Raw genomic sequence first — 20,655 nt, 5'->3', positions numbered from 1 at the left:
CTTCGACCCCACGCAGGCCGCCGCGCCGCTGCCCCGCGCGCCGCAGTGGTGCGGCGGCCTGCGTGGGGTCGAAGGCGAAGGCGCCCTGCGCATCGCCGGCGTTGAGCTGGGCATACAGCGCCTGCAGCGGCGCCTCGGTCTGCGTCCAGCGTTCGATCGCATCGAGCATCGTGGGGGCGATGGCCGCGGCATCCACGGCGTGCCGAAGGTTGCGCGAGACGACGACGAGGCGGCCATCCTTGCGGCCGTTCTTGAGGGTGGCGAGTTTCATGCGGGGAAGTCCTCGTTCCAGTGGATGGGGGCCTGGCCGGCCACCGGGGCGCGGAAGCTGGGCAGGGTGGTGCCGCGCAGGCTTCCGAGGTAGACGGTCTGCAGGTCGGGGCCGCCGAAGCTCAGGCTGGCCATCCACGGCGCCAGCGTGCCGTGGGCGGCGGCCATGATCTCGGGCGTGAGCGTGCGGGCCTCGTAGTGCGCATCGAGCGCCTGCGTGGCGGCGGGGTTGCTGTCGTCCAGCAGGGTGAGCAGCTCGCCGTCGGGTGTGATGGCCACCAGGCGGTCGGTCATGATCAGCGTGACCCACAGGTTGCCGAAGACATCGAAGGCGAAGCCGTCGGGAAAGCCGGGCAGCCGGGTCGGGCCGTAGACCTCGCGCTCGCCCAGCGAGCCATCGGGCCGCACCCGCAGGCGCGAGATGCGGCGGGCGTTGCTCTCGACCACGTACATCCACTCGCCCGCATCGTCCAGCCGGATCTCGTTGGTGCCCTCGAAGCCGTCGGCCACGATACGGGCCTGGCCGTGTTCGTCGAAGAGGGCGATGTAGCCGTCGGTGGCGCGGGCGTTGATGGACTCGGTCCAGGGCTGCATGCGCGTGGTCACCGTAAGGTACATCCGGCCCTGCCGGTCGCGCAGCGGGAAGTTGGCCTTGCCCAGCGGCTGGCCGTCGATGCGGTCGAACAGGCGGCGCACGCGGCCCCGGCGGTCCATCACCTCGACGGCGTCGGTGCCCCAATTGGCGATCAGCAGGTCGCCGTTGGCCAGGAAGGTCATGCCGTTGGGCAGCGAGCCCTCGCTGCGCACATAGCGCTGGTCGAAGTCCACGGCATCGTCGGTAGCGGGTGGTGCGACGGGCACCACCAGCTGCTGGCTGCCATCGGGCGCGATGCGCATGGCGCCGCCACGGGCATCGGCGGCCCAGACGGTGCCGTCGCGCTGGCACAGGATGCATTCGGGGCGCTGCAGGTCGCGGCCGACGTGGCGGATGGCGGCGCGGTCGACCTGCCAGCCGCGCAGGGGGTTGTCTCTTGTCATTGGCGGAATCTCGAAGCGGGCCGCAGTGTGGTCCGTCCGCGCCGAGAAGACCAACAGATTCGGTCGATGCGAGCCATCGGCCGGCGCGATGGCTGGGCGCGGCAGGCATGCGTGTCGCTCATTGCGCGCGCTGCGGCGGCGCGTCCTTATGATCTGCGCCCCACCTGGAGACGACCTGCATGCGCTACCAACGCATCGACCTCAACCTGCTGGCCGCGCTCGATGCCCTGCTGGCCGAGCGCAACGTGACCCGCGCCGCCGAGCGGCTGCACATGACGCAGTCGGCCATGAGCGGCGTGCTGTCCCGCCTGCGCGACTACTTCGGCGACGCGCTGCTGGTGCCCGTCGGGCGCACGCTGCAGCTCACGCCCCGTGCCGAGGCGCTGATCGCGCCGGTGCGGCAGATCATCCTGCAGGTGGATGCCACCTTGGGCGTGCAGCCCGAGTTCGAGCCGGCCACGGCGCGCCGGCATTTCACCGTGATCGCCTCGGACTATGTTGTGCAGGTGCTGATGGCGGAGGCGCTGCGGCGCATCGCCCAGCTGGCGCCGGGCCTGAGCTTCGACGTGCGGCCCACGCATGCCGCCATGGCGCAGGACCTGGACCAGGGCCGCGTCGACCTGCTGGTCACGCCGGCCCACCTCACGCTGGCCGACCATCCGCAGGAGCTGCTGTTCGAGGACACCTACCACGTCGTGGCCTGCGCGCAGAACTCTGCGCTGGCGGACGGCATCACGCCCGCGCAGTACGTGGAACTCGGCCATGTGGTCTACCAGGCCGACCTGGGCGCCAACCCCTGGTTCGAGCAGTGGTATGCCAACGAGCACGGCGGCAACCGTCGGGTTGAGGTGGTGGCCCATGGCTTCCTGCTGATGCCGCGGTTCATCCTGGGCACGACGCGCATCGCCACCATCCAGACCCGGCTGGCCCAGCAGTTCGTGCAGGCCATGCCGCTGCGGCTGCTCGCGCCGCCCATGCCGACGCCGCGACTGACCGAGGTGCTGCAGTGGCACCGCCTGCGCGACGACGACCCCGGCGTGCGCTGGGTGCGCGAGCAGATCGTGGCCGTGGCCCAGCAGATGCCGCCGGTGGGCTGAACGCGGGCTGACCGGGCACAGCGAGGGCGGCGTGGTGGATGACGCCGGCCGGCCGACGCGCCTACGTCCGCGGCGCGCCCGGGCCGACCCTGCCATGGACCGGACGGCCCGACCCTCGCGGGATGACCCGAGGCTCCAACGATTCCCAAGAACCCATGGCCGCCGGCGGCTGGCAGTCGCTCAAGGCCGTGGCCCGCTACACGCTGGAAGAAGGCAACGTCGCGCAGATCACGCGTGCCCTGCTCCAGCAGAACAAGACCGACGGCTTTGCCTGTGTCAGCTGCGCCTGGGCCAAACCGGCCGAACCCCGGGTGGCCGAGTTCTGCGAGAACGGCGCCAAGGCCACGGCGTGGGAGCTGACATCGCGCCGACTGTCGCCGCAGTTCTTCGATGCGCATCCCGTGGGCGAGCTGCGCGGCTGGTCGGACCATGAGCTCGAAGCCGGCGGCCGCCTCACCGCGCCGATGCGCTACGACCTTACGACTGACCGCTATGTCGAGGTGACTTGGGAGGAGGCCATTGCCGACATCGCGGCCCGGCTGCGGGTCCTTCGCGCCGAGGACCCGAAATCCGCGGTCTTCTATGCCTCGGGCCGCGCCTCGCTGGAGACCAGCTATGCCTGGCAACTCTTCGCGCGGGTCTACGGCAACAACAACCTGCCCGACAGTTCGAACATGTGCCACGAGAGCACCTCGGTGGCGCTGCCGCAGAGCATCGGTGTTCCCATCGGCACGGTGCACCTGGAGGACTTCGGCCAGGCCGACTGCCTGCTCTTCGTCGGCCAGAACCCGGGTGTGAACAGCCCGCGCATGCTGCATCTGATCAAGGAGGCGCGCGACCGGGGCGTGCCGATCATCAGCTTCAACCCGCTGCGTGAATCCGGGCTGGTGCGCTTCGTCGATCCGCAGTCGCCGATGCAGATGCTCACGCCGGCGTCGACCACGGTGTCCACGCAGTACCTGCAGGTGAAGATCGGCGGCGACCTGGCCGCCATGACCGGCGTGGCGAAGGCCTTGCTGACCTCCGCTGCAGCCGGGGGCCAGGGCCTGGACCGCGAGTTCATTGCGCAGCACACACACGGCTTCGACGCCTTTGCCGCGTGGGTGATGCAGCAGTCCTGGGAAGAGATCGAGCGCGAGTCGGGGCTGGCGCGTGCGGCGCTGGAGCGCGTGGCCGCCGTGCTAGGCGGCGCCAAGGCGGTGATCGCCGTCTACGGCATGGGTCTCACGCAACACCGCCTGGGCGTCAAGAACGTCCAGATGCTGTGCAACCTGCTGCTGATGGGGGGGCACATGGGTCGGCCGGGCGCCGGCATCTGCCCGGTGCGCGGCCATTCCAACGTTCAGGGTCAACGCACCGTGGGCATCACCGAGAAGCCGGAGCTGGCGCCGCTGGACCAGTTGGCGGCGCAGTACGCCTTCGAGCCGCCGCGGGACAAGGGGCTGGACACGGTGGGCGCCTGCCAGGGGGTGCTGGACGGCAGTGTGCGCGCCATGCTCAACCTGGGCGGCAACCTGCTGCGCTCGGTGCCGGACAACACGCGGCTCGAACCCGCATGGTCTCGGCTGGCGCTGACCGTGCATGTGGCGACCAAGCTCAACCACACCCACCTGGTGCCCGGCGAGACCAGCTACCTGCTGCCCTGCATCGGCCGCATCGAGATCGACCGGCAGGCAGGCCGCGAACAGCGTGTGTCGATGGAAGACTCGACCGGTTTCATCCATGCCTCGCAAGGGGTGGCCGAGCCGGCCGACGAGCGCCTTCGGTCGGAGCTGGCCATCGTCAGTGCGCTGGCCGAGGCGACGGTGGGCGATGCGGCCCAGGTGCCCTGGGCGGCGTGGCGGGAGGACTATGCCCGCGTGCGCGCTGCCATCGCGATGACCTACCCGAAGATCTTCCACGATTTCGAGACCCGCTTCCTGCAGCCCGGCGGCTTTCCCAAACCCAACGCGGCGCGTGAGCGCGACTGGAAGACGCGCACGGGCAAGGCCAACTTCATCGTGCCCGGCGCGCTGGTGGCCGACCCCGATGCACCGGGCCACCCGCCGCAGACGCTGCGCCTGATGACGATGCGCAGCGACGACCAGTTCAACACCACGATCTACAGCCTGGATGACCGCTTCCGCGATGTGAGCGGCACGCGCGAAGTGCTGTTCATGAACGAAGCCGACATCGCCCGCCACGGCCTGCAGCCGGGCCAGCGCATCGCCGTTCGCACGGCCGCCGACGACGGGGTGGTGCGCGAGGTGCGCGGCCTGGCGGTGCGTGCCTACGACATCCCCGAAGGCTGCGTGGCCGGCTACTACCCCGAATGCAACCCGCTGGTGCCGCTGTGGCACCACGCGGAAGGCAGCCATGTGCCGGCCTACAAGTCGGTGCCCATCTTCGTCCAACCCGAGAACGCCACCCCATGACCCCACACTCTCCCGCTGCCGTCGCTCCCCTGGCCTACCGGCCTGAGTTCGAGCACACCGAGGACGACGAGCTGCAGACCGCACGCGAGCTGGGCGAAACCATGATCGAGATCGCGCAGAAGGTGCATCGCGACGAAGGTCACGCCTACCGGAGCGTGCATGCCAAGTCGCACGGCCTTCTTCGCGCCGAGGTCGAGGTGCTGGAGGGCCTGCCGCCGGAGTACGCCCAGGGCCTGTTCGCCACACCGGCGCGTTATCCGGCCGTGATGCGCCTGTCCACGCCGCCGGGCGACCTGCTGAGTGACAAGGTGTCGACGCCGCGTGGCGTGGCCCTGAAGCTGGTCGGCGTGCCGGGCGACCGGATGGAGGGCTCGGAGGGCGAAGTCACCCAGGACTTCATCATGATCAATGGCCCGGTGTTTCGCACGCCCAACGCGAAGAAATTTCTGGGCAACCTCAAGCTGCTGGCGTCGACCACTGACCGCGCGCCGAAGGCCAAGGAGTGGCTGTCCGCGGCACTGAGGGGCGTGGAGAAGACGCTGGAAGCCGTCGGCACCGAAAGCGGAGCGCTCAAGTCCATGGGCGCGCATCCACTTACGCACCTGCTTGGCGAGACTTTCTTCACCCAGGTGCCGGTCCTGTACGGCAAGTACATGGCCAAGCTGCGCATGACGCCGGTGTCGCCGGAACTGTTGGCACTCAAGGACAAGGTGCTGGACATGGGCGACAGCCCCAACGCCATCCGGGACGCGGTGGTCGACCACTTCCGGACCCAGGGCGGCGCCTGGGACCTGCAGGTGCAGCTGTGCACCGACCTCGACGCGATGCCGATCGAGGACGCGACCGTAGAGTGGCCCGAGGAGCGCAGCCCCTATGTGACGGTGGCCCGGGTGACGGCCGGCCCACAGAAAGCCTGGAGCGAGGCGCGGGTCAAGGCGGTCGACGATGGCATGGCCTTCTCGCCGTGGCATGGCCTCGCGGCCCATCGGCCACTGGGCTCGATCATGCGCGTTCGACGTATCGCGTACACGACCGCGGCGGCCTACCGCGAACGAGGCAATCGCACGTCGGTGGCTCAGCCGACGACGCTGGACGATCTGCCGGACTGACAGACGCGTCGAGCCGCGAGCATGCGGCGGGCCCTCAGGCAATGTCCTGCGTTGGCACCGGTGTGCTCATGCCGACCGCCATGCGGTTCCAGCTGTTGATCTGGGCGATGGCCCAGCTGAGCTCGACGATCTCCTGATCGCTGAAGTGGGTGCGCAGTCGCTCGAAGAATTCGTCCTGGCCCGCATGGCCGTCCGGCAGGCGCGTCAAGGCCTCGGCCCAGGCCAGCGCGGCGCGCTCGCGCTCGCCGTAGAGGCGCGCGTCGCGCCAAGTGGCCAGGCTGTTGATGCGCTGCCAGGACTCGCCCAGCTTGCGCAGGTCGCGTACATGCATGTCGAGACAGAAGGCGCAGCCGTTGATCTGGGACACGCGCGTCTTGACCAGCTCGGTGAGCACCGGTCCGAGCGTCGACTCGGCCAGCGTGGCGCCGGCGGCGATCATGGCCTGGTAGGGCTTGGGCGCGATGCGCATCCAGGCGAGGCGGGGTTGGTCGTGCATGGTCGTCATCCTGAAAAAGTGTGGAACACACCTTCAAGACGAGCGGGCTCCGGCGCCTGTGACAGCGGCCAGCGGCCGGCCCAGCGCGGCAGCGATCCGGGCCAGCTTGTCGGGATTGCGCTGGGTGTGTACCGCCTGGATGTGGCGCCCGTTGGTCTGGAAGGTCTGGGCCGATTCGAGCGCCTCGTCGATGAAGCGCAGCACGCCCCACTGGCCGTTGAGCACCACAACCTCATAGCGCACGCGCGCGCCATGTCGCCGATGCGCGGCCCAATAGAGTTGGGCGATGCGCCGTGACCCCACGAGCGGCACCCCGAAGCTGGGAACCTTGCCGCCCCCGTCGCTGACGAGCCTGGCATCCTCGGCCAGCAGGTCCTGCAGCGCCGCGAACTGCCCGCTGCCGGCCGCATCGGCGAAGCCGCGCAGCAGCCGCAACTGATGTTCGGGCGGCACCTGGTGGCGTGGGCGCGCATCCTGCACCTGGGCCCGGGCCCGGTGCACGATCTGCCGGCAGGCGGCCTCGCTCTTGCCCAGGGCGCGCGCGACTTCGTCGTAGCCGGCATCGAAGATGTCGCGCAGCAGGAAGGCGGCGCGGGCCTCGGGTGCCAGGCGTTCGAGCACGGCAAGGAAGGCGACCGACAGGTCGTCCGCCTGTTCCAGCATGGCTTCAGGGGAAGGGGCCGACTCGTCCGCCAGCAGCGGTTCGGGCAGCCAGGTGCCCACATAGTGCTCGCGCTGGTGCTGGGCGCTGCGCAGCCGGTCGATGGCGAGGCGGGTGGTGATCGTGACCAGCCAGGCCTCCGCGCTTGAGAGTGCGTCGTGCGGACTGGACTGCCAGCGCAGCCAGGCGTCCTGCACCACGTCTTCCGCCTCGGCGGGCGAACCGAGCATCCGGTAGGCGATGCCGTGCAGCCGGGGACGCAGGCGCAGGAAGAGATCCGTGGTGTCGTTCATCATGACCGGCAGACGTTTGGGGCGGACCGTTTGTGACAGGCCTGGGGCGGGCACATTCTTGCGCAGCGAGCCTTCGGTCGGCGCGGCCTGGCCCGTCGGCTGTCGTCAGCCCGCGCCCTGGTCGTCCTGTTGACGCGTCGGCTCTGCTGGGCCCGCCTCCCGCTTGATGAAGCTGATCTTGCCATTGGGCTCCAGCACGGCCCAGGCCACGTCCTTCATCGACGCGATGCCGGCCAGCCTCATTTCGGACTCGACTTCCGAACGGGTCAGGCGGTCCCGGCGAAGGCTGTGCTCCAGCAGCCGGCCCTGCTGGATGAGGACGCGAGGCTCACCCTCCAGCAGGCGCTCGGCCTTGGGCGACAGATACGACGCCCAGCTGAGCACCACACCCCAGAATGCAAAGGTGGTGATCGCCAGCGTGGCGCCGGTCAGGCTGAAGTCGTTCTGGGTGATGCCCTGCTGGATCAGGTCGCCCACCACCACCATCACGATGAATTCGAAGGGCGTCATCTGCCCCAGCTCGCGCTTGCCGAGCACCCGCACCAGCAGGTACACGACGGCGAACATGGCGGTGGCGCGCAGGACGACTTCCATCAGGGGAGCACCCGCATATGGCGTGGGGCACGCACCAGAAGCGACTCGCCGTCGCGCAGCTCGAGCTCGCCTTCGAGAACGCCGTGCAGGCGCGGGTTGACCTGAGCCGCGATCTTGATGCGCATCTCCTTGCCGGCCGCGAGCGGACCGAAGTCGAAGGTGTAGGTCTCGGCATCCGAACTTTCGGACTCAGGCTGCGGGACCATGGCGTTGACGGTGATTTCGCGCCAGAGCTCGACAGGCACTGCCAGCGTCAGCTTGGCGATGTCCACCCCGGCTTTGACGTGCAGGCGCGTCTCGAAGAAATCGCCGGTGCGGATGACCTTGGGCATTTCGACGTCCAGCGTGTGCGATTGCGCGTTGCTGCGATAGGTCTGCAAGTCCATGCCGGCATGACCCAACAATCCGGACAAACCCAGAAGCATGAATGCTCCGAGCACCAGCAATGACAGAGGGCTGGCATGTCGGACGAGCCCTTCGCGCGGGAGGGTATGGGCCCGGACGATGCCGTCGGGCGCTTCATTCAGCGGAGAGGACGCTTCGCTCGCGGGCATGGCAGACACTTTGGTGCGCACATGCTTGGCGAGATCGACAAGGGCTGAAGTCGGAGTGCGCCTCAATGCGCTGCAAGCCGCGGATATATTCCAGTCCGCTATCTTGAAAATAAGTTAACGGAAAGCCCAAACGAAACTGCCAGGCCGCACCCAACAATGACAACACTCATGGCGTTAACGTATTTTTGCTTTGCTGCTCATGGAAGTCCTGCCCCCCTCTCCTCCCCAGTCGTCCTTCCCGCAGGCCTTCGAGCAATGGGCGGCCGATCAGCATGGTGCCGGCGTGCTGCGCAAGGCGGGCGCCCGGGTGGTCTACCAGGCGATGTGGGAGAGCTTTGCCGCCTGGTGCTTGGCTCAGTCGCCGGCCGTCCAGCTCGACACCGTCGACGCCCGCGATCTGCACGCCTTCCAGGCCGCACGCTATGGGCGCAAGGCGACGGACCAGTCGCTTTCGCCCCGCTATGCCCTGCGGCTGATGCGACTGATCGAGCGCGTGCTCGCCCACCACGCCGGCCGGACCGGCAGCCGCCCCAACCGCGCGCCAGCCGACTGGGTGCGGGCCAATCCCCAGGTGCGTTATGCGGAATCCGAGCGGGCCGACCCGCCGCCCGAGGTGCTGACGCCGCAGGAGGCCCGGCAGTTGCTGGCCCATCTGTCGGCCGCGCGACCGCGGCCCGGGCAGGACCCGGCAGCGCTTGCCGGCCTGCCCTGGCAGGAGGTGCGCAACCGCGCCTCGGTGGCGCTCCAGCTCGGTGCCGGTCTGGCGCCTGGCGATGTCCGCGCCCTGACCTTGGCCTCGCCGGTGATGAACGGCGTGGGACCGAAGGCCCGGACCTGGAAGCTGCGCGTTCCAGCCAATGGCACCCTCCGCGCCCGCGAGACGCCAGTCGCATCCTGGGCAGCCGAGCTGTTGCACCACTGGCTCCAGGTGCGCGCGGCCTCACGCATCGCGGGCGAATTCCTGTTCCCGTCCACGCGCACCGGCAAGCCGTGGCTGGCCGATTCGCAATACCAGTGCGCGCGCAAGGTGCTGGAGGCCGCGGGCGTCGGCGGACGCGGCGCGGGCGGCTCATTTCGGCTTCGGCACACCTTTGCGCTGCGGCAGCTGCGCCGCGGCATCCGGCCTGAGATGGTCGCGCGCTGGATGGGGGTGGAACCCGCGGAGATGAAGCGCTACGACCGCGTAGCGCCTAAGTCCGAGACGATGGTGTAAGGCAAGCGCGATGGGGACCGCCAGAAGCGACGTGCGCTCACCCAGCCCGCGATCATGTGGCAGAACGCGGGCGCTTACAGGCGCATCGACGCTCACAGCCACTGTCGCAGGCCCACGCTCCCCGCCGAAGACGACAACCCTGCCGGGCGATGACCGACAGCGCTTCGGCCGTGTCGGCCTCAACCTCACGGACGTGTACATCGTGCGCCGTCCACATGCATCCCATGGCCTGCTGGGCTCGGCGCCTTCTCGCGAAAGGCATCCATGGCACGCGTCACCGGCGCCCTCTTCCTCCTGCTCGGCCTCGCCCTGGCTGCGGCGGGCGTCTGGCTGCTCACCCTGGGCGGCAGCCCCTACTACCTGATCGCCGGCGCAGCGCTGGCCGTGACGGGTGTGTTGCTCATGCGGCGCGCCGCCTCGGCGCTGTGGCTGTATGCCGCGCTGCTGCTCGGCTCGGCGGCATGGGCACTGTGGGAAGTGGGCCTGGACTGGTGGCCGCTGGCTGCCCGGCTGGATGTGCTCTTCGTGCTTGGGCTGTGGCTGGTCCTGCCCTGGATGCGGCGGGCGCTGTCGCGTGACATCGGGCGCCCAAGACCACTGGAGCGCGGTCTTCGACCGAGGGCCGTCCGCTCGCCAGACGACGCGGCAGTGGGGCATGGCAGGGCGGCCCTCGGCCTCGTGCTGCTCGCCTCGGCTGCACTGGCGGTGGTGTCCTGGTTCCGGGCCCCCCATGAGGTGGCCGGCGAGCTGCAGGCCACACCGGCCGCGAGCGCGCAGTCACTCTCCCCTGCCCTTCCGACCGGCGAATGGCACGCCTATGGCCGCACCGGCGAAGGCCAGCGCTATTCGCCCCTGTCGCAGATCACGCCCGCCAATGTGGGCCAGCTGAAGCTGGCCTGGGAATTCAACACCGGCGACCTGCGCGGCCGGCCCGGCGACCCAGAAGAAACCACTTTCGAGGTCACGCCGCTGAAGATCGGCAACCGGCTCTTTCTGTGTACGCCTCACCAGTCCGTCATCGCGCTCGACGCGACCAGCGGCAAGCAGCTGTGGCGCTTCGACCCGCAGATTGCGGGCGACCTGGCTTTGCAGCATCTGACCTGCCGCGGCCTGTCCTACCGTGCCGCGTCCGCCCTGCCGGCCGCGGAAAGTGCCAGCGCACCGACCGATCCCGCCGGCGCAGCCGCGCCAGCTGCGACCCCGCCCGGTGCCGGCACCGCGGCGAATCCCGTCCCCATGACGATCCCCACTGGCGAGGGCTCGATCCGGGAAGACAGCAGCCATCCTGCCAAGCAGCCGCTGCCCGTGGCCGCCCGCCAGGGTCCCACGGCGCCCAGCTGCCCGGCCAAGCTCTTCATGCCCACCGCCGACGGCCGCGTGATCGCGCTCAATCCGGAGAACGGCGCCGTGTGCGCCGACTTCGGGCGCGGCAGCGGACAGATCGACCTCTGGCGTCACATGCCGAACGTGCGGCCGGGCGCGTACTACTCAACCTCGCCCGTGGTGGTGACCGACCGCCTCCTCATCGTGGGCGGCACCGTGCTCGACAACGCCTCGGTGAAGGAGCAGTCCGGCGTGATCCGCGCCTTCGACATCCAGACCGGCGACCTGGTCTGGAACTGGGACTCGGGCAACCCGGACGACACGGCCCCCCTGCCGCCGGGCCGTACCTACACGCCCAACTCGCCCAACAGCTGGTCCATCTCCTCGGTGGATGAGGCACTGGGCCTGGTCTACATCCCGATGGGCAACCAGCCGCCCGACCAATGGGGAGGAAAGCGCAGCGAGGCGGTGGAACGCTACTCGTCGTCGGTCGTGGCACTCGATCTGGCCACCGGCCGCGTGCGCTGGCACTTCCAGACCGTGCATCACGATCTCTGGGACTACGACGTGCCTTCCCAGCCGACGCTGATCGATCTCGACATCGGCGGTCAGCGCGTGCCGGCCCTGGTGCAGCCCACCAAGCAGGGCGAGCTCTTCGTGCTCGACCGGCGCACCGGTCAGCCGCTGCTGCCGGTCAGCGAACGTCCGGCGCCGCAGGGCGCGGCAGAAGGCGACCACACGGCGCCCACGCAGCCCAAGTCCGCGCTCTCCTTCGAGCCGCCGCCGCTCACGGAGCGCCACATGTGGGGCGCAACGATGTTCGACCAGCTCGCCTGCCGCATCGCCTTCCATCGCCTGCGCTACGAAGGTCGCTTTACCCCGCCGTCGGAGCAGGGCTCGATCATCTACCCGGGCAACTTCGGCGTCTTCAATTGGGGCGGCATCGCGGTCGATCCGCAGCATGGCTGGGCCTTCACCACACCCACGTACCTGGCCTTCGTGTCGCGCCTGGTGCGCCGGACCGACGACACCACGCTGATGGTCCAGGACGGCGGGCCGCCCAAGGGCTCCCTGCCCGCGCTCAATGAGAACTTCGGTGCGCCCTTCGCGGCCTCGATGAAGCCCTTCATGTCGCCCGTCGGCCTGCCCTGCCAGGCGCCGCCCTGGGGCTATGTGGCGGGTGTGGACCTGCGCTCGGGCCAGGTGGCCTGGAAGCACCGCAACGGAACGGTGCGCGACCTGTCGCCCCTGCCCCTGCCCTTCCGCATGGGCGTGCCCGGCATCGGCGGGCCGATGATGACGGCGGGGGGCGTGGCCTTCTACTCCGGTGCGCTGGACAACTATGTGCGTGCCTACGACGTGCGCACTGGCCGGCAACTGTGGGAAGACCGGCTGCCCGCGGGCGGGCAGGCGACGCCGATGAGCTACACCGGCGAAGACGGCCGCCAGTACGTGCTCGTGGCCGCCGGTGGCCATGGCTCGACGGGCACGAAGCCGGGTGATGCCGTGCGGGCTTATGCCCTTCCTGCGGCCCCACGGTCGCCGTAAGTCAAAGGGGATCGACGGTCTGCCCCAGGTCCCACGCCGGGGCATGAATCGTCCGACGGGGATGGCGGTCCGGCTGCCTAGTCTGGCCAGAGGCCGGCGCATTCAGCGCCGCCCCTTCTCTCAGACAAGGACCGTCATGACCCGTCAACCTACCACTCGTCTCCATGCCCTCGGCGTTGCCACCGCGCTGGCCCTGGGCCCCGCGCTCCTGCACAACGCTGCCGCCCAGCCGGCACAGACCTCGCCTACGGCTCCGGCTGCGCCCCAGCCTCCCGCGCAGCGCGCCACCGCCAAGAAGACACCGGGCGTCGCCGTGGCCGACCAGCGCATGATGCGCGGTCTTGCCCAAGCCAACCTGGCCGAGATCGAGACCGGCCGCCTGGCGCAGGAGAAGGCCAGCAGCGAAGACGTGAAGCGCTTCGGTAGCCAGATGGTGGAAGACCATCAGAAAGCACTCTCCGAGCTGCAGGAACTTGCCCGGGGCAAGAACGTGGAGCTGCCCACCGAGCCGGACGCCAAGCACAAGCTCATCGCCACCGGCTTGAAGCCACTGAACGGCGAGACCTTCGACAAGCAGTACATCCGCATGGTGGGCGTGACCGACCATCGCCAGACGCTCGAAAAGCTGCAGCGGGTGCAGCGCGAGACCGGAGACAACGATTTGCGGGCCTACGCCGCGAAGACGATTCCCGTCGTGCAGAAGCACCTCCAGCACGCCGAGGGTTTGCACGGCGCTCAGGCGCGCAAGTGATCGGGGGTATCGGTGGCATCGCCCGATGGATTTATCTGCCTTGCCTTGCGGCGAGGCCGGCATAGGTGCTGGGGTGATACAGCCCGCAGCGCCCGCCGCTGTGGCTCGGCCATGCCGATGCTGCAGTGATGCAGCAGTCGCTTGATGGCTTTGTAGACGCCACCCCGGCTCAGACCGATCACGCGTCCATCGCGCACGTCCAGGATCAGGGGTAGATCGGCATTGGCGGGGTCGCCAGGATCGGTGGGTCGGCCCAGCGCACCGAGCAGCGACTGCAGCTGCGCGACGAGGGCGGCCGGCACCGCCAGCATGCCTTCTTGCTGCGACGTCTCCCGCCTGCCGCGCCTTTCACCTTGCACGCGCAGTCCCCATGGTGCGTCGACAGCGCCGGTGGCTGCAGGTGGAACGAGATCCGCACAGCGGCCGCGCGCCAATGCACCGGGCTTGACCTCCGTCTCCTGCAGCCATGCCGCGACTCGGCGGGCGCGCACCATGCCCGGCGTCGCCGGCGCCGGCAGCGAGGAAGGATCGACATCGGGCGCCACCGCCCTCTCTCCCCGGACGATGGAACTGCCGGGCGCCCTGCCCCCGAAGTCGGCACGCCATGAGCTGGATAGGTCGTGCGTCAGATACCCGCAGCCGTGCAGGAAGCGGAACAGCCCCCGCAGCACGGCGATGCAGCGCTGCAGCGCTGCACCGTGCAAAGGCCCCTCGAACGGCCGCCACAAGGGCGACCAGCGTTCGTGGTGACGCGGGCCGCACCACCCGGCGGGCGGGGAGCGGACGAAGGCGATGAATGCGGCGCAGTCCTCCTCGTCCAGGGACGAAAGCGCCTTTTCCCGCTCCAGTACCGCCCAAAGCACCAGGCGCTCGGCTTCCTTGCGGTAGGCCCGCCGCGTCTCTTCCGCAGGTGCGACGGCCTCACCCCCCGCCGAGCGGCGTCCACGGCCCCGAAGCCAGATGTCCAGTGCCTCCAGGTCGTCCGACGCAGGGATTCGGCAGTGGGACGGCGGTGCGCGAAAGTGCCCACTGCTGCCGCGAAGCGGCTCAGGCACCACGAATTTCTCGAGCGGACGCAAGGCGGTCGCAGCGGGCACGACCGGCCCCAACGCGCCCCGGCCCAGGCGCGAGATCGGCGCGAAGGCGTGGGGTCCCAGCACCAATCCGGTCTCCTGCTGATGGACGCGCAGCCACTCGACGATTCGCGCGGCCTTGGTGGGGCCGACGGCCGGCACGGCCACCCACCACCGCATGCCGACGGCCTGGATGCGCTCCGCCACGCTGCGCAACGTGGACATGCCCGCGGCCGAGACCCGCTGCGCCAGGACCGGTGCGAGCCAATCCTCCACCGGATCGTCGGCCCTGGGCGCGCGGGAAGCCAGGCCCTCGAGCCACGACAGCGCCTCCAGCTGCCGATCCACCAGCCGTCGGCGCTTGGACTGCCGACGATGGCCGTCGGCTTCGGTGCCCCAGATCTCCTCGAAGGCGGCGAGCTGATCTTCCAGCGAGAAGTCCTCGAGCCCGCGCTCCAGGGCGAACTCTTCCAGAGTGGGACACGCCGCAGCGGCATCGGGGATGTCGCTTGCATCCATCAGCACGAGGCGCGCCGTGCCCGGACGGGCATGGCGGCGGGCAGCAGCCGCTAGTTCGTCGCGGTAGGTGTTGATCACCCGGCGGATCAGCCGCTCGTCCACCCGGTCGTCCTCGCCCTGCATGTAGCGCGACCAGGCCTGCCGCGCATCGATGCCCTGGATGACGGCACGCATGAAGGCGAAGTGGCCGCGATGAAGGGCGCGGGGCTTCGCACCGGGTGCGGAGACAGGGGCGGCGTTCAGGGCAGGAGCAGGAGGCATGGGCAGGCGTTGGCGGGGAGAGGACCGGCGCGGGATCGACGTCGTTTGGGTCAGGAACCGTCTTGCACGTCGCTCAGTCGCTTTGGGTTGTGAGGCTCCTTGCCTCGCCCTCTACAGCGCCTGAAGTTTATTACCAATACTTATGTTTTTTGCGATTTAGCTCGGGATTTTTCGTCAAAGACTTGCTGATTGAGTGGCAACTCGTTGATCAACAAGGACTTTCTGCTTTGGGAAGAGGCAGCGGTATCGCTGAGTGGACAGTCAGTGTCGAGGGCATGGCGCACCGCTGATTTGTTGGTGTGAGTGGCCCGCCGCTCGCCCATGCCGCTGCCCCATCAATTGAAGAGTGCAGTTACGCGAACTGAGCGAGGCGTGGTCATGGGGCCGGTCCATGTAGCAAGGGACAGCGATCGGAATGACAGCGATCCCGCGCCGCCGGATCGTCGTCTCGCAGTATGAGGATCGGCACTGCGACAGCTCGTAGTCAACGGAACGGGCTGGCGCCCTTGCCCTGCCCTGCCCTGCCCTGCCCTGCCCTGCCCTGCCCACCACTTCAACGCGCCGCCGCTTGGTCAGCCCGCCGATGACGCCAACCCTGCTGCGGGGACCGAGACCACGGGGCTCGGTGGCGCGTCGGCTTGTGCATTTCTAGGACTGCGCGCCGGGGTCGAGGGCCATCTCATGTCCAAAGTCTTGTGCCCGAAGCTGACCTTGGTCGGCAGCAAGCCCTGCAGTGGAAATGCGCATTGGCTGGCCGTGACACCTGTGGGCGAATGGGCGCGTCAGGGCGCGCACGACCGGAGAGCGCCCTTGAGGGCCGACCCTCGATCGTGGCGCGCGCAAGTGAAAACCGGAGGGTGACGCGCAGACCTGGAGCATGGTCGCGCACCTAAAGACAGGGCCACACGCATCGGCAAGAAGGATATTCATACGCCGGGGGCAAGCGGCGTTGGGGGCTGTGTCGGTACTCCTTCAAGGCTGCAAGGCCGCGGCGCCGTGATGCGGGACGTTGGCGTTGAACGGTTCAACACCAACGTCGTGCGATCAATCTGCCCCGAGCTGCGCGTTCAACCAGTCGATCAGCGCAGACTCACGCTCCGGCGTCAGCACGCCCGGATCGAAGCGAAGCGTCATGCGGCCCGTCGCATCTGCGGCCAGTACAGCACCCTGCCCTGCCCGCCCTAGGCGCCGTTCAGTGGCGGGCGTTGAACGGTTCAACACCTTCTCTGCAGGGCCCAGCAACGCATCGAGCACCTGTTTGGCGTTCAAGGCCACCTTGCTGGCCTTCAGTTCTTTGGCGCGTGCCACGAGCCCCTCTGGATCGCGCTGCAGCACTTCGCTGAGAGGCTGGGCCCAGCGGAACTGCACATCGAGAGGCGAAGGGAAGGCCTCGACGACCGCATCAGGCAGGCGCGCCAGTGCAAGGCTTTTGGAAATCAGAGAAAGATCCACGCCCACCGCTTCCGCCAGCTTGCGCTGCGATGGGTACAGCCCGTTGTCGAGCGCACGCCGGTACATCATGCCCTGCTCCCAGGCGCTGAGGTTCTTGCGGGCGCGGTTCTCGCGCTCCATGGCCTCGAACAGGCCCTTGTCGTCGATGTCCGCAATGATGGCCTGAACAGGAATGCCCAGTTCCAGGCAGGCGCGATGTCGACGGTGACCGAACACGAGCTCATAGTCAGCTGCTGGATCAGTGCCCGCGACCAACGCGCGAACGCAGACGGGCTGCACGTTCATCCCGCTCGACGCGATGTCGGCCTTCAACTCCTCGAAGGCCTTGTCAGCCAGTGCATTGGCGTGCCGGTTCGCCCAACGAGATGCCCGAATCCGCTGCGGGTCCAACGCCTTCATCGGTACGGCACCCTCGAAGGCGCGCAGCTTGAGCTTCAGCTCCTCCGCCTCTTTCACCGCCGCCGACTGCGAAGCCATGAACACCGCCATCGAACCTGGCGCGGTCTTTGGCCTCGCATCCGCGTTGGGTGAACTGGATACGGCAGGCGCACCCTGGGGGCTGCCCGGCGATTCGCCGGGCAGGGCTTCGACGACGGGGGCGGCGGGCACTGAAGGCGGCGTGCGGAAGGGCGGCAGCTGGATCAGGCTGGCCTTGGCTGCAAGCTTCTTGCTCATCGACGACCCTCCTTAGCTGGGCTGCCTGAAGGTGTTGAACCGTTCAACACCCCTACCTGCCCGTTCCACACCGCACGCACGGAGCCCTCGATCTGCCCGACAAAGCTGTCATAGGCGTCCCGTGCACGCTTGAAGGTCCGGGCACTCCCGTCGTAGCGGGACACGTCGTACACGGTTCCGAATTCGGCGCTGGCCACCCCCGTGACGGCTGTCTTGGGGATCTCCACGGGGAGGACCTTCTCCGCATAGGTCTGGCCGATCCATTGACGGATCACCGTGCTCGCCGCATCTGCGGAATCGACCCGGGCGAGCAGAACATGGATGAAGTCGAAATGCTTGTCCAGCCCGCGCTTGGTGAGCAGTTCCCCCGTGAGATCGGAAAAAAGGCTCCAGAACTGGGAGGCCGATGCGAAGTCGAGCGCGTTCGGCGGGAGCGGCATGATGATGCCGTTGGAAGCCATGAAGGCATTGATGGTCGTGTACGACAGGGCAGGAGGGGTGTCGATCACGATCACGTCGTAATCGCCGCGCACATCATCGATGCCGAGGTCCAGAACTCGCCAGAACTCGAAGCCGGGCTCCTGCGTCTGCCGAGCTGGGAGCGCGAACTCCGCGCCGAACAACACCGGCGCGGCAGCGACCAGGTCGATACCGTCCCAATAGGTGGAGCGGATGGCATACCGTATCGACGTCTCTGTTCCCATGGCGAGCGGCAGGATGGTGTCCTGCTCCTCGACTTCTGTATCGGGCAGGATGCCGAATAGCGTCGTCAGCGAACCTTGCGGATCGGTATCGATCACCAGCACCCGGTGCCCCAAAAGCGACAGACCTTGTGCGAGGGTGACAGCAGTTGTTGTCTTCGACACGCCGCCCTTGAAGTTGCCGATGGAAATGGTCACCGCCTCGGCCCCTTCCGGCCGCAGGCGATCCTTGCGGTACTCGCGGACCCACTGACGCGCTTCAGCCAGTGTGAATTCCCGCCGGCTGCCGGATGCGTTGAGGCGCCCCGCAGGCAGGTCGCCCTTTCCCAGACGGTGCGAGATCGAGCCTTTCTCCATCTCGAGCAGGCTGGCCAGCTGAGAGAGGCTGAATAGGGGGGCTTCTTTGCGTGCAGTAGGCGCCAGCATGGCGGAGCGGATCTGCTCCATCATGGAAACGGCACGCTCTGCCTGTGCGGCAATGTCCGACAGGCTGATGGGCCGGGGGGCTGGAAGGGGGGAAGATGCCATATGAAACTCCTGGTCGTTGGAGTTTACCGAGCCACTTGACGGAATTCCGTGAATTGCTCGGAAAAACGTCAAGACCACCGCATCTGCAGTCCGCTTTGATTTCTGTGTGCAAGTTCGCCTTTGGAGTACTCTAAGCCCTTCAACTCCTTTAATACCTTTAGGGTCCGAAAAGTCCAATGCTGACAGGCACTTGGAAGTCAAGACATGCAGGGATTCGGGACGATCTGGCGAAAGGCCGGGAACTTGGGGTCAGGAGGACGGGAGAAGGCGGAGAATTTTCGGTAGGGAAGGTGTGTGTATTCATGAGTCCCGTAGGGGCAAGGCGCGCGGGACAGACGTGAGGGTTTTCAGGAAAGAAGTCCGTCCTGCCGTGGCCGGCGGTGTAGGCGAGGCAGCTCGCGCCGCTTTGTGGTGCGCTGCGGAAGAGAAAAGCGGTATCAAAGCGCAAATCCGGGCCGGCGCGCCGTACAGGGCTGGCCGCGCCTCCGTTGCCGCGGTCGCCGATCCCGAAAACTCTCCGCTTCTGCAGGGGACGGCCGCGCGCCAACACGATCTCACGTGAGCCTTTTCAGGAACAGTGGCTGGATGCTTTCAGGTGAAAGGCGGGATCACCTCTCGCGTACATTACCGGCCCATGGCTCGAACCCTTCGGTCTCCCGAAACCTTGCGTACCCGTGGATCGGCGAGCGGTGGCGGTGCGGCCACCTCCGACGACGTGCAGTTGCTCCGCAAGGCCGTCAACACGCTGGCCATCGTGCCCAAGTCGACGCGGATCACCACCCTCGGGCGCAAGAGCTACAACGTGTTGCTGTACCTGGCGCAGGAGCAGGGGATGGAGAAGGACGTCTTCCGGACCCCCTTGGATTCGGTGGTCCGGGGCCTGGACTTCGACAGCAACGACCATGCGCTCATCAAGAAGCACCTGCGGGCCATGGTGTCCACCACCGTGGAGTGGCAGTCGCCGACGAGCGGGGAGGGCGCCGCCTGGAATGTCAGCGGCCTGCTGGCCCATGCACGATTGAGCAAGGAGCGCGGCCAGGTCTGGGTGGAGTGGTCCTACGCGGTCAACCTCAAGCAGGAACTGCTGGACCCGAGCGTCTTCGCGCGGCTTCGGCTGGAAGTGATCAGCCAATTGCGCACCCATGCGGGCGTGGTGCTCTACGAGATCTGCACCCGCTACAAGGACATCGGCCGGACAGCGAGGCAACCCTGGCGCTGGTGGTATCCGGTGCTCAGTGGCAACCCCCACACCGAGAAGACGGACCGCCTCGAATACCGGATCTTCAAGCGCGACACCCTCAAGCCAGCCATCGCCGAAGTCAATGCGATCACCGATCTGGAGATCGAGCTGGTCGAGCACAAGCAGGGCCGATTTATCGACGAGATCCAGTTCCACATTGGTCGAAAGAAGCAGTCCGCACTCACATTGGCCCGTGCGCCCGCGCCCGTCGACATGGTCGCCGTCAGCCGGGCCATTGCACTGGGTGTGAGCGAGGAAGCCTTCGAGCCGATGGCCGCGGGCTGTGACGAGGCCGCGGTGCGCGCGGCGCTCGACGTGCTGGAGCGGCGCGTCAACACCGCCTATCCCGAACCGTTGCGGGACCCGGCGCGCTATCTCAAGGCGCTGCTGGCGCGGGGCAGCGACCAGGCCGAAGCCGCAGCGCAGGCCGCGGCGGCCCACCCTGCCGCGGCGGCGCTGGCCGCGCGCGAGCAGCAATCGCAGCGTCGCCAGCGCTGGCAGGCGGAATGGATTCGCCGCGCCAACGAGCGGTGCCTCTCCGCGATCGAGCAACTGTCCGAGGAAACCCAGCACGAGCTGGAAGGGCAGTTGATGCTCGCCCTGCAGGGCCGCGGCGCCCATCCGTCCATCATCAAGCGGCTGGGTTCCAGCGGCTGGCAGCATCCGATGGTGCGGCAGGAGATGCTGCGCTTCTTCGGCGATGCGACCTTCGGCCCGGGCTGGGACAAGCCGAGCGCGGAAGACCTGCTGGAGATCGCGACCGAGATGGGCGGCGACGAGGAGTGAAGCCCTCAGCCGGGGCGGACTGCTGCCGAGTCCGGCGCCCGGGCCAGATCCTGGTTGCG

The 20,655-nt window shown here is 68.1% G+C and carries 15 protein-coding genes and 1 pseudogene; 7 read left to right on the top strand and 9 right to left on the bottom strand.

Translation table 11 applies throughout. From position 1 onward, the window contains the following. Together QZ772_RS11940 and QZ772_RS11935 are read right to left on the bottom strand one after the other, a co-directional pair. Positions 1-271 (bottom strand): annotated as a pseudogene (locus QZ772_RS11940) (fumarylacetoacetate hydrolase); the annotation flags it as partial. Continuing rightward, positions 268-1,308 (bottom strand): SMP-30/gluconolactonase/LRE family protein, encoded by a 1,041-nt coding sequence (locus tag QZ772_RS11935; RefSeq protein ID WP_295526362.1) that lies wholly within the window; start codon positions 1,306-1,308, stop codon positions 268-270. The gene QZ772_RS11935 and the pseudogene QZ772_RS11940, both read right to left, overlap by 4 nt. Positions 1,309-1,487: 179 nt before the next feature. Here QZ772_RS11935 and QZ772_RS11930 point away from each other — a divergent pair, with 179 nt between their 5' ends. The 3 genes from QZ772_RS11930 (at position 1,488) to QZ772_RS11920 (ending at position 5,928) form a co-directional block, all read left to right on the top strand. Further along, positions 1,488-2,405 carry a LysR family transcriptional regulator gene (locus QZ772_RS11930; RefSeq protein ID WP_295526361.1) on the top strand — a complete coding sequence of 306 codons (918 nt, stop codon included), beginning with the start codon at positions 1,488-1,490 and terminating at the stop codon, positions 2,403-2,405. A 155-nt stretch (positions 2,406-2,560) separates the two neighbouring features. Then, complete coding sequence (locus QZ772_RS11925; RefSeq protein WP_295526360.1) at positions 2,561-4,819, top strand: FdhF/YdeP family oxidoreductase; 2,259 nt, start codon at positions 2,561-2,563, stop codon at positions 4,817-4,819. Beyond that, positions 4,816-5,928: a catalase family protein gene (locus QZ772_RS11920; RefSeq protein ID WP_295526359.1), complete on the top strand. Its 1,113-nt coding sequence runs from the start codon at positions 4,816-4,818 to the stop codon at positions 5,926-5,928. Before QZ772_RS11925 ends, QZ772_RS11920 begins: the two co-directional genes overlap by 4 nt. 34 nt (positions 5,929-5,962) lie before the next feature. On the opposite strand, the gene QZ772_RS11915 is transcribed toward QZ772_RS11920, so the two are convergent. From QZ772_RS11915 to QZ772_RS11900, 4 genes are all read right to left on the bottom strand, one after another. Continuing rightward, complete coding sequence (locus QZ772_RS11915) at positions 5,963-6,424, bottom strand: carboxymuconolactone decarboxylase family protein (RefSeq protein ID WP_295526357.1); 462 nt, start codon at positions 6,422-6,424, stop codon at positions 5,963-5,965. Between the two features lie 33 nt (positions 6,425-6,457). Further along, the gene (locus QZ772_RS11910) at positions 6,458-7,378 is read right to left on the bottom strand and encodes an RNA polymerase sigma-70 factor (protein WP_295526363.1); all 921 of its coding nucleotides are present in this window, start codon (positions 7,376-7,378) and stop codon (positions 6,458-6,460) included. 105 nt (positions 7,379-7,483) lie between these two features. Next, positions 7,484-7,972 (bottom strand): DUF421 domain-containing protein, encoded by a 489-nt coding sequence (locus QZ772_RS11905; RefSeq protein WP_295526355.1) that lies wholly within the window; start codon positions 7,970-7,972, stop codon positions 7,484-7,486. Continuing rightward, the gene (locus QZ772_RS11900; RefSeq protein ID WP_295526352.1) at positions 7,972-8,526 is read right to left on the bottom strand and encodes a hypothetical protein; all 555 of its coding nucleotides are present in this window, start codon (positions 8,524-8,526) and stop codon (positions 7,972-7,974) included. Before QZ772_RS11900 ends, QZ772_RS11905 begins: the two co-directional genes overlap by 1 nt. Before the next feature lie 199 nt (positions 8,527-8,725). Here QZ772_RS11900 and QZ772_RS11895 point away from each other — a divergent pair, with 199 nt between their 5' ends. The 3 genes from QZ772_RS11895 to QZ772_RS11885 all read left to right on the top strand — a co-directional run bounded on the left by QZ772_RS11895 (position 8,726) and on the right by QZ772_RS11885 (position 13,361). Further along, the gene (locus tag QZ772_RS11895) at positions 8,726-9,739 is read left to right on the top strand and encodes a tyrosine-type recombinase/integrase (RefSeq protein WP_295526349.1); all 1,014 of its coding nucleotides are present in this window, start codon (positions 8,726-8,728) and stop codon (positions 9,737-9,739) included. A 264-nt stretch (positions 9,740-10,003) separates the two neighbouring features. Continuing rightward, positions 10,004-12,610, top strand: coding sequence for a membrane-bound PQQ-dependent dehydrogenase, glucose/quinate/shikimate family (locus QZ772_RS11890; RefSeq protein ID WP_295526346.1), 2,607 nt, complete (start codon positions 10,004-10,006; stop codon positions 12,608-12,610). Positions 12,611-12,746: 136 nt separating this feature from the next. Continuing rightward, entirely contained in the window at positions 12,747-13,361 is a 615-nt protein-coding gene (locus tag QZ772_RS11885; RefSeq protein WP_295526344.1) for a DUF4142 domain-containing protein, read from the top strand. Here the strand turns inward: QZ772_RS11885 and QZ772_RS11880 are convergent. The 3 genes from QZ772_RS11880 to QZ772_RS11870 form a co-directional block, all read right to left on the bottom strand. Then, positions 13,346-15,127, bottom strand: a complete 1,782-nt coding sequence (locus QZ772_RS11880; protein WP_295526342.1) for a phage integrase family protein — start codon at positions 15,125-15,127, stop codon at positions 13,346-13,348. The two genes, QZ772_RS11885 and QZ772_RS11880, sit on opposite strands and share 16 nt — an antisense overlap. A gap of 1,131 nt (positions 15,128-16,258) precedes the next feature. Continuing rightward, complete coding sequence (locus QZ772_RS11875) at positions 16,259-17,341, bottom strand: ParB/RepB/Spo0J family partition protein (RefSeq protein WP_295526340.1); 1,083 nt, start codon at positions 17,339-17,341, stop codon at positions 16,259-16,261. Beyond that, positions 17,338-18,570: an AAA family ATPase gene (locus QZ772_RS11870; RefSeq protein ID WP_295526337.1), complete on the bottom strand. Its 1,233-nt coding sequence runs from the start codon at positions 18,568-18,570 to the stop codon at positions 17,338-17,340. The genes QZ772_RS11875 and QZ772_RS11870 overlap by 4 nt, the downstream gene beginning before the upstream one ends. Positions 18,571-19,234: 664 nt before the next feature. Between QZ772_RS11870 and QZ772_RS11865 the strand changes: the two genes are divergently transcribed. Beyond that, a complete protein-coding gene (locus tag QZ772_RS11865; RefSeq protein WP_295526334.1) occupies positions 19,235-20,596 on the top strand; it encodes a replication initiation protein in 1,362 nt (453 codons plus the stop codon). Positions 20,597-20,655: the final 59 nt, after the last annotated feature.

The sequence above is a fragment of the uncultured Pseudacidovorax sp. genome (genome assembly GCF_913773995.1).
In the GTDB taxonomy this organism is placed as follows: domain Bacteria; phylum Pseudomonadota; class Gammaproteobacteria; order Burkholderiales; family Burkholderiaceae_C; genus Xenophilus.
This window is presented reverse-complemented; position numbering and strand designations above follow the sequence as displayed.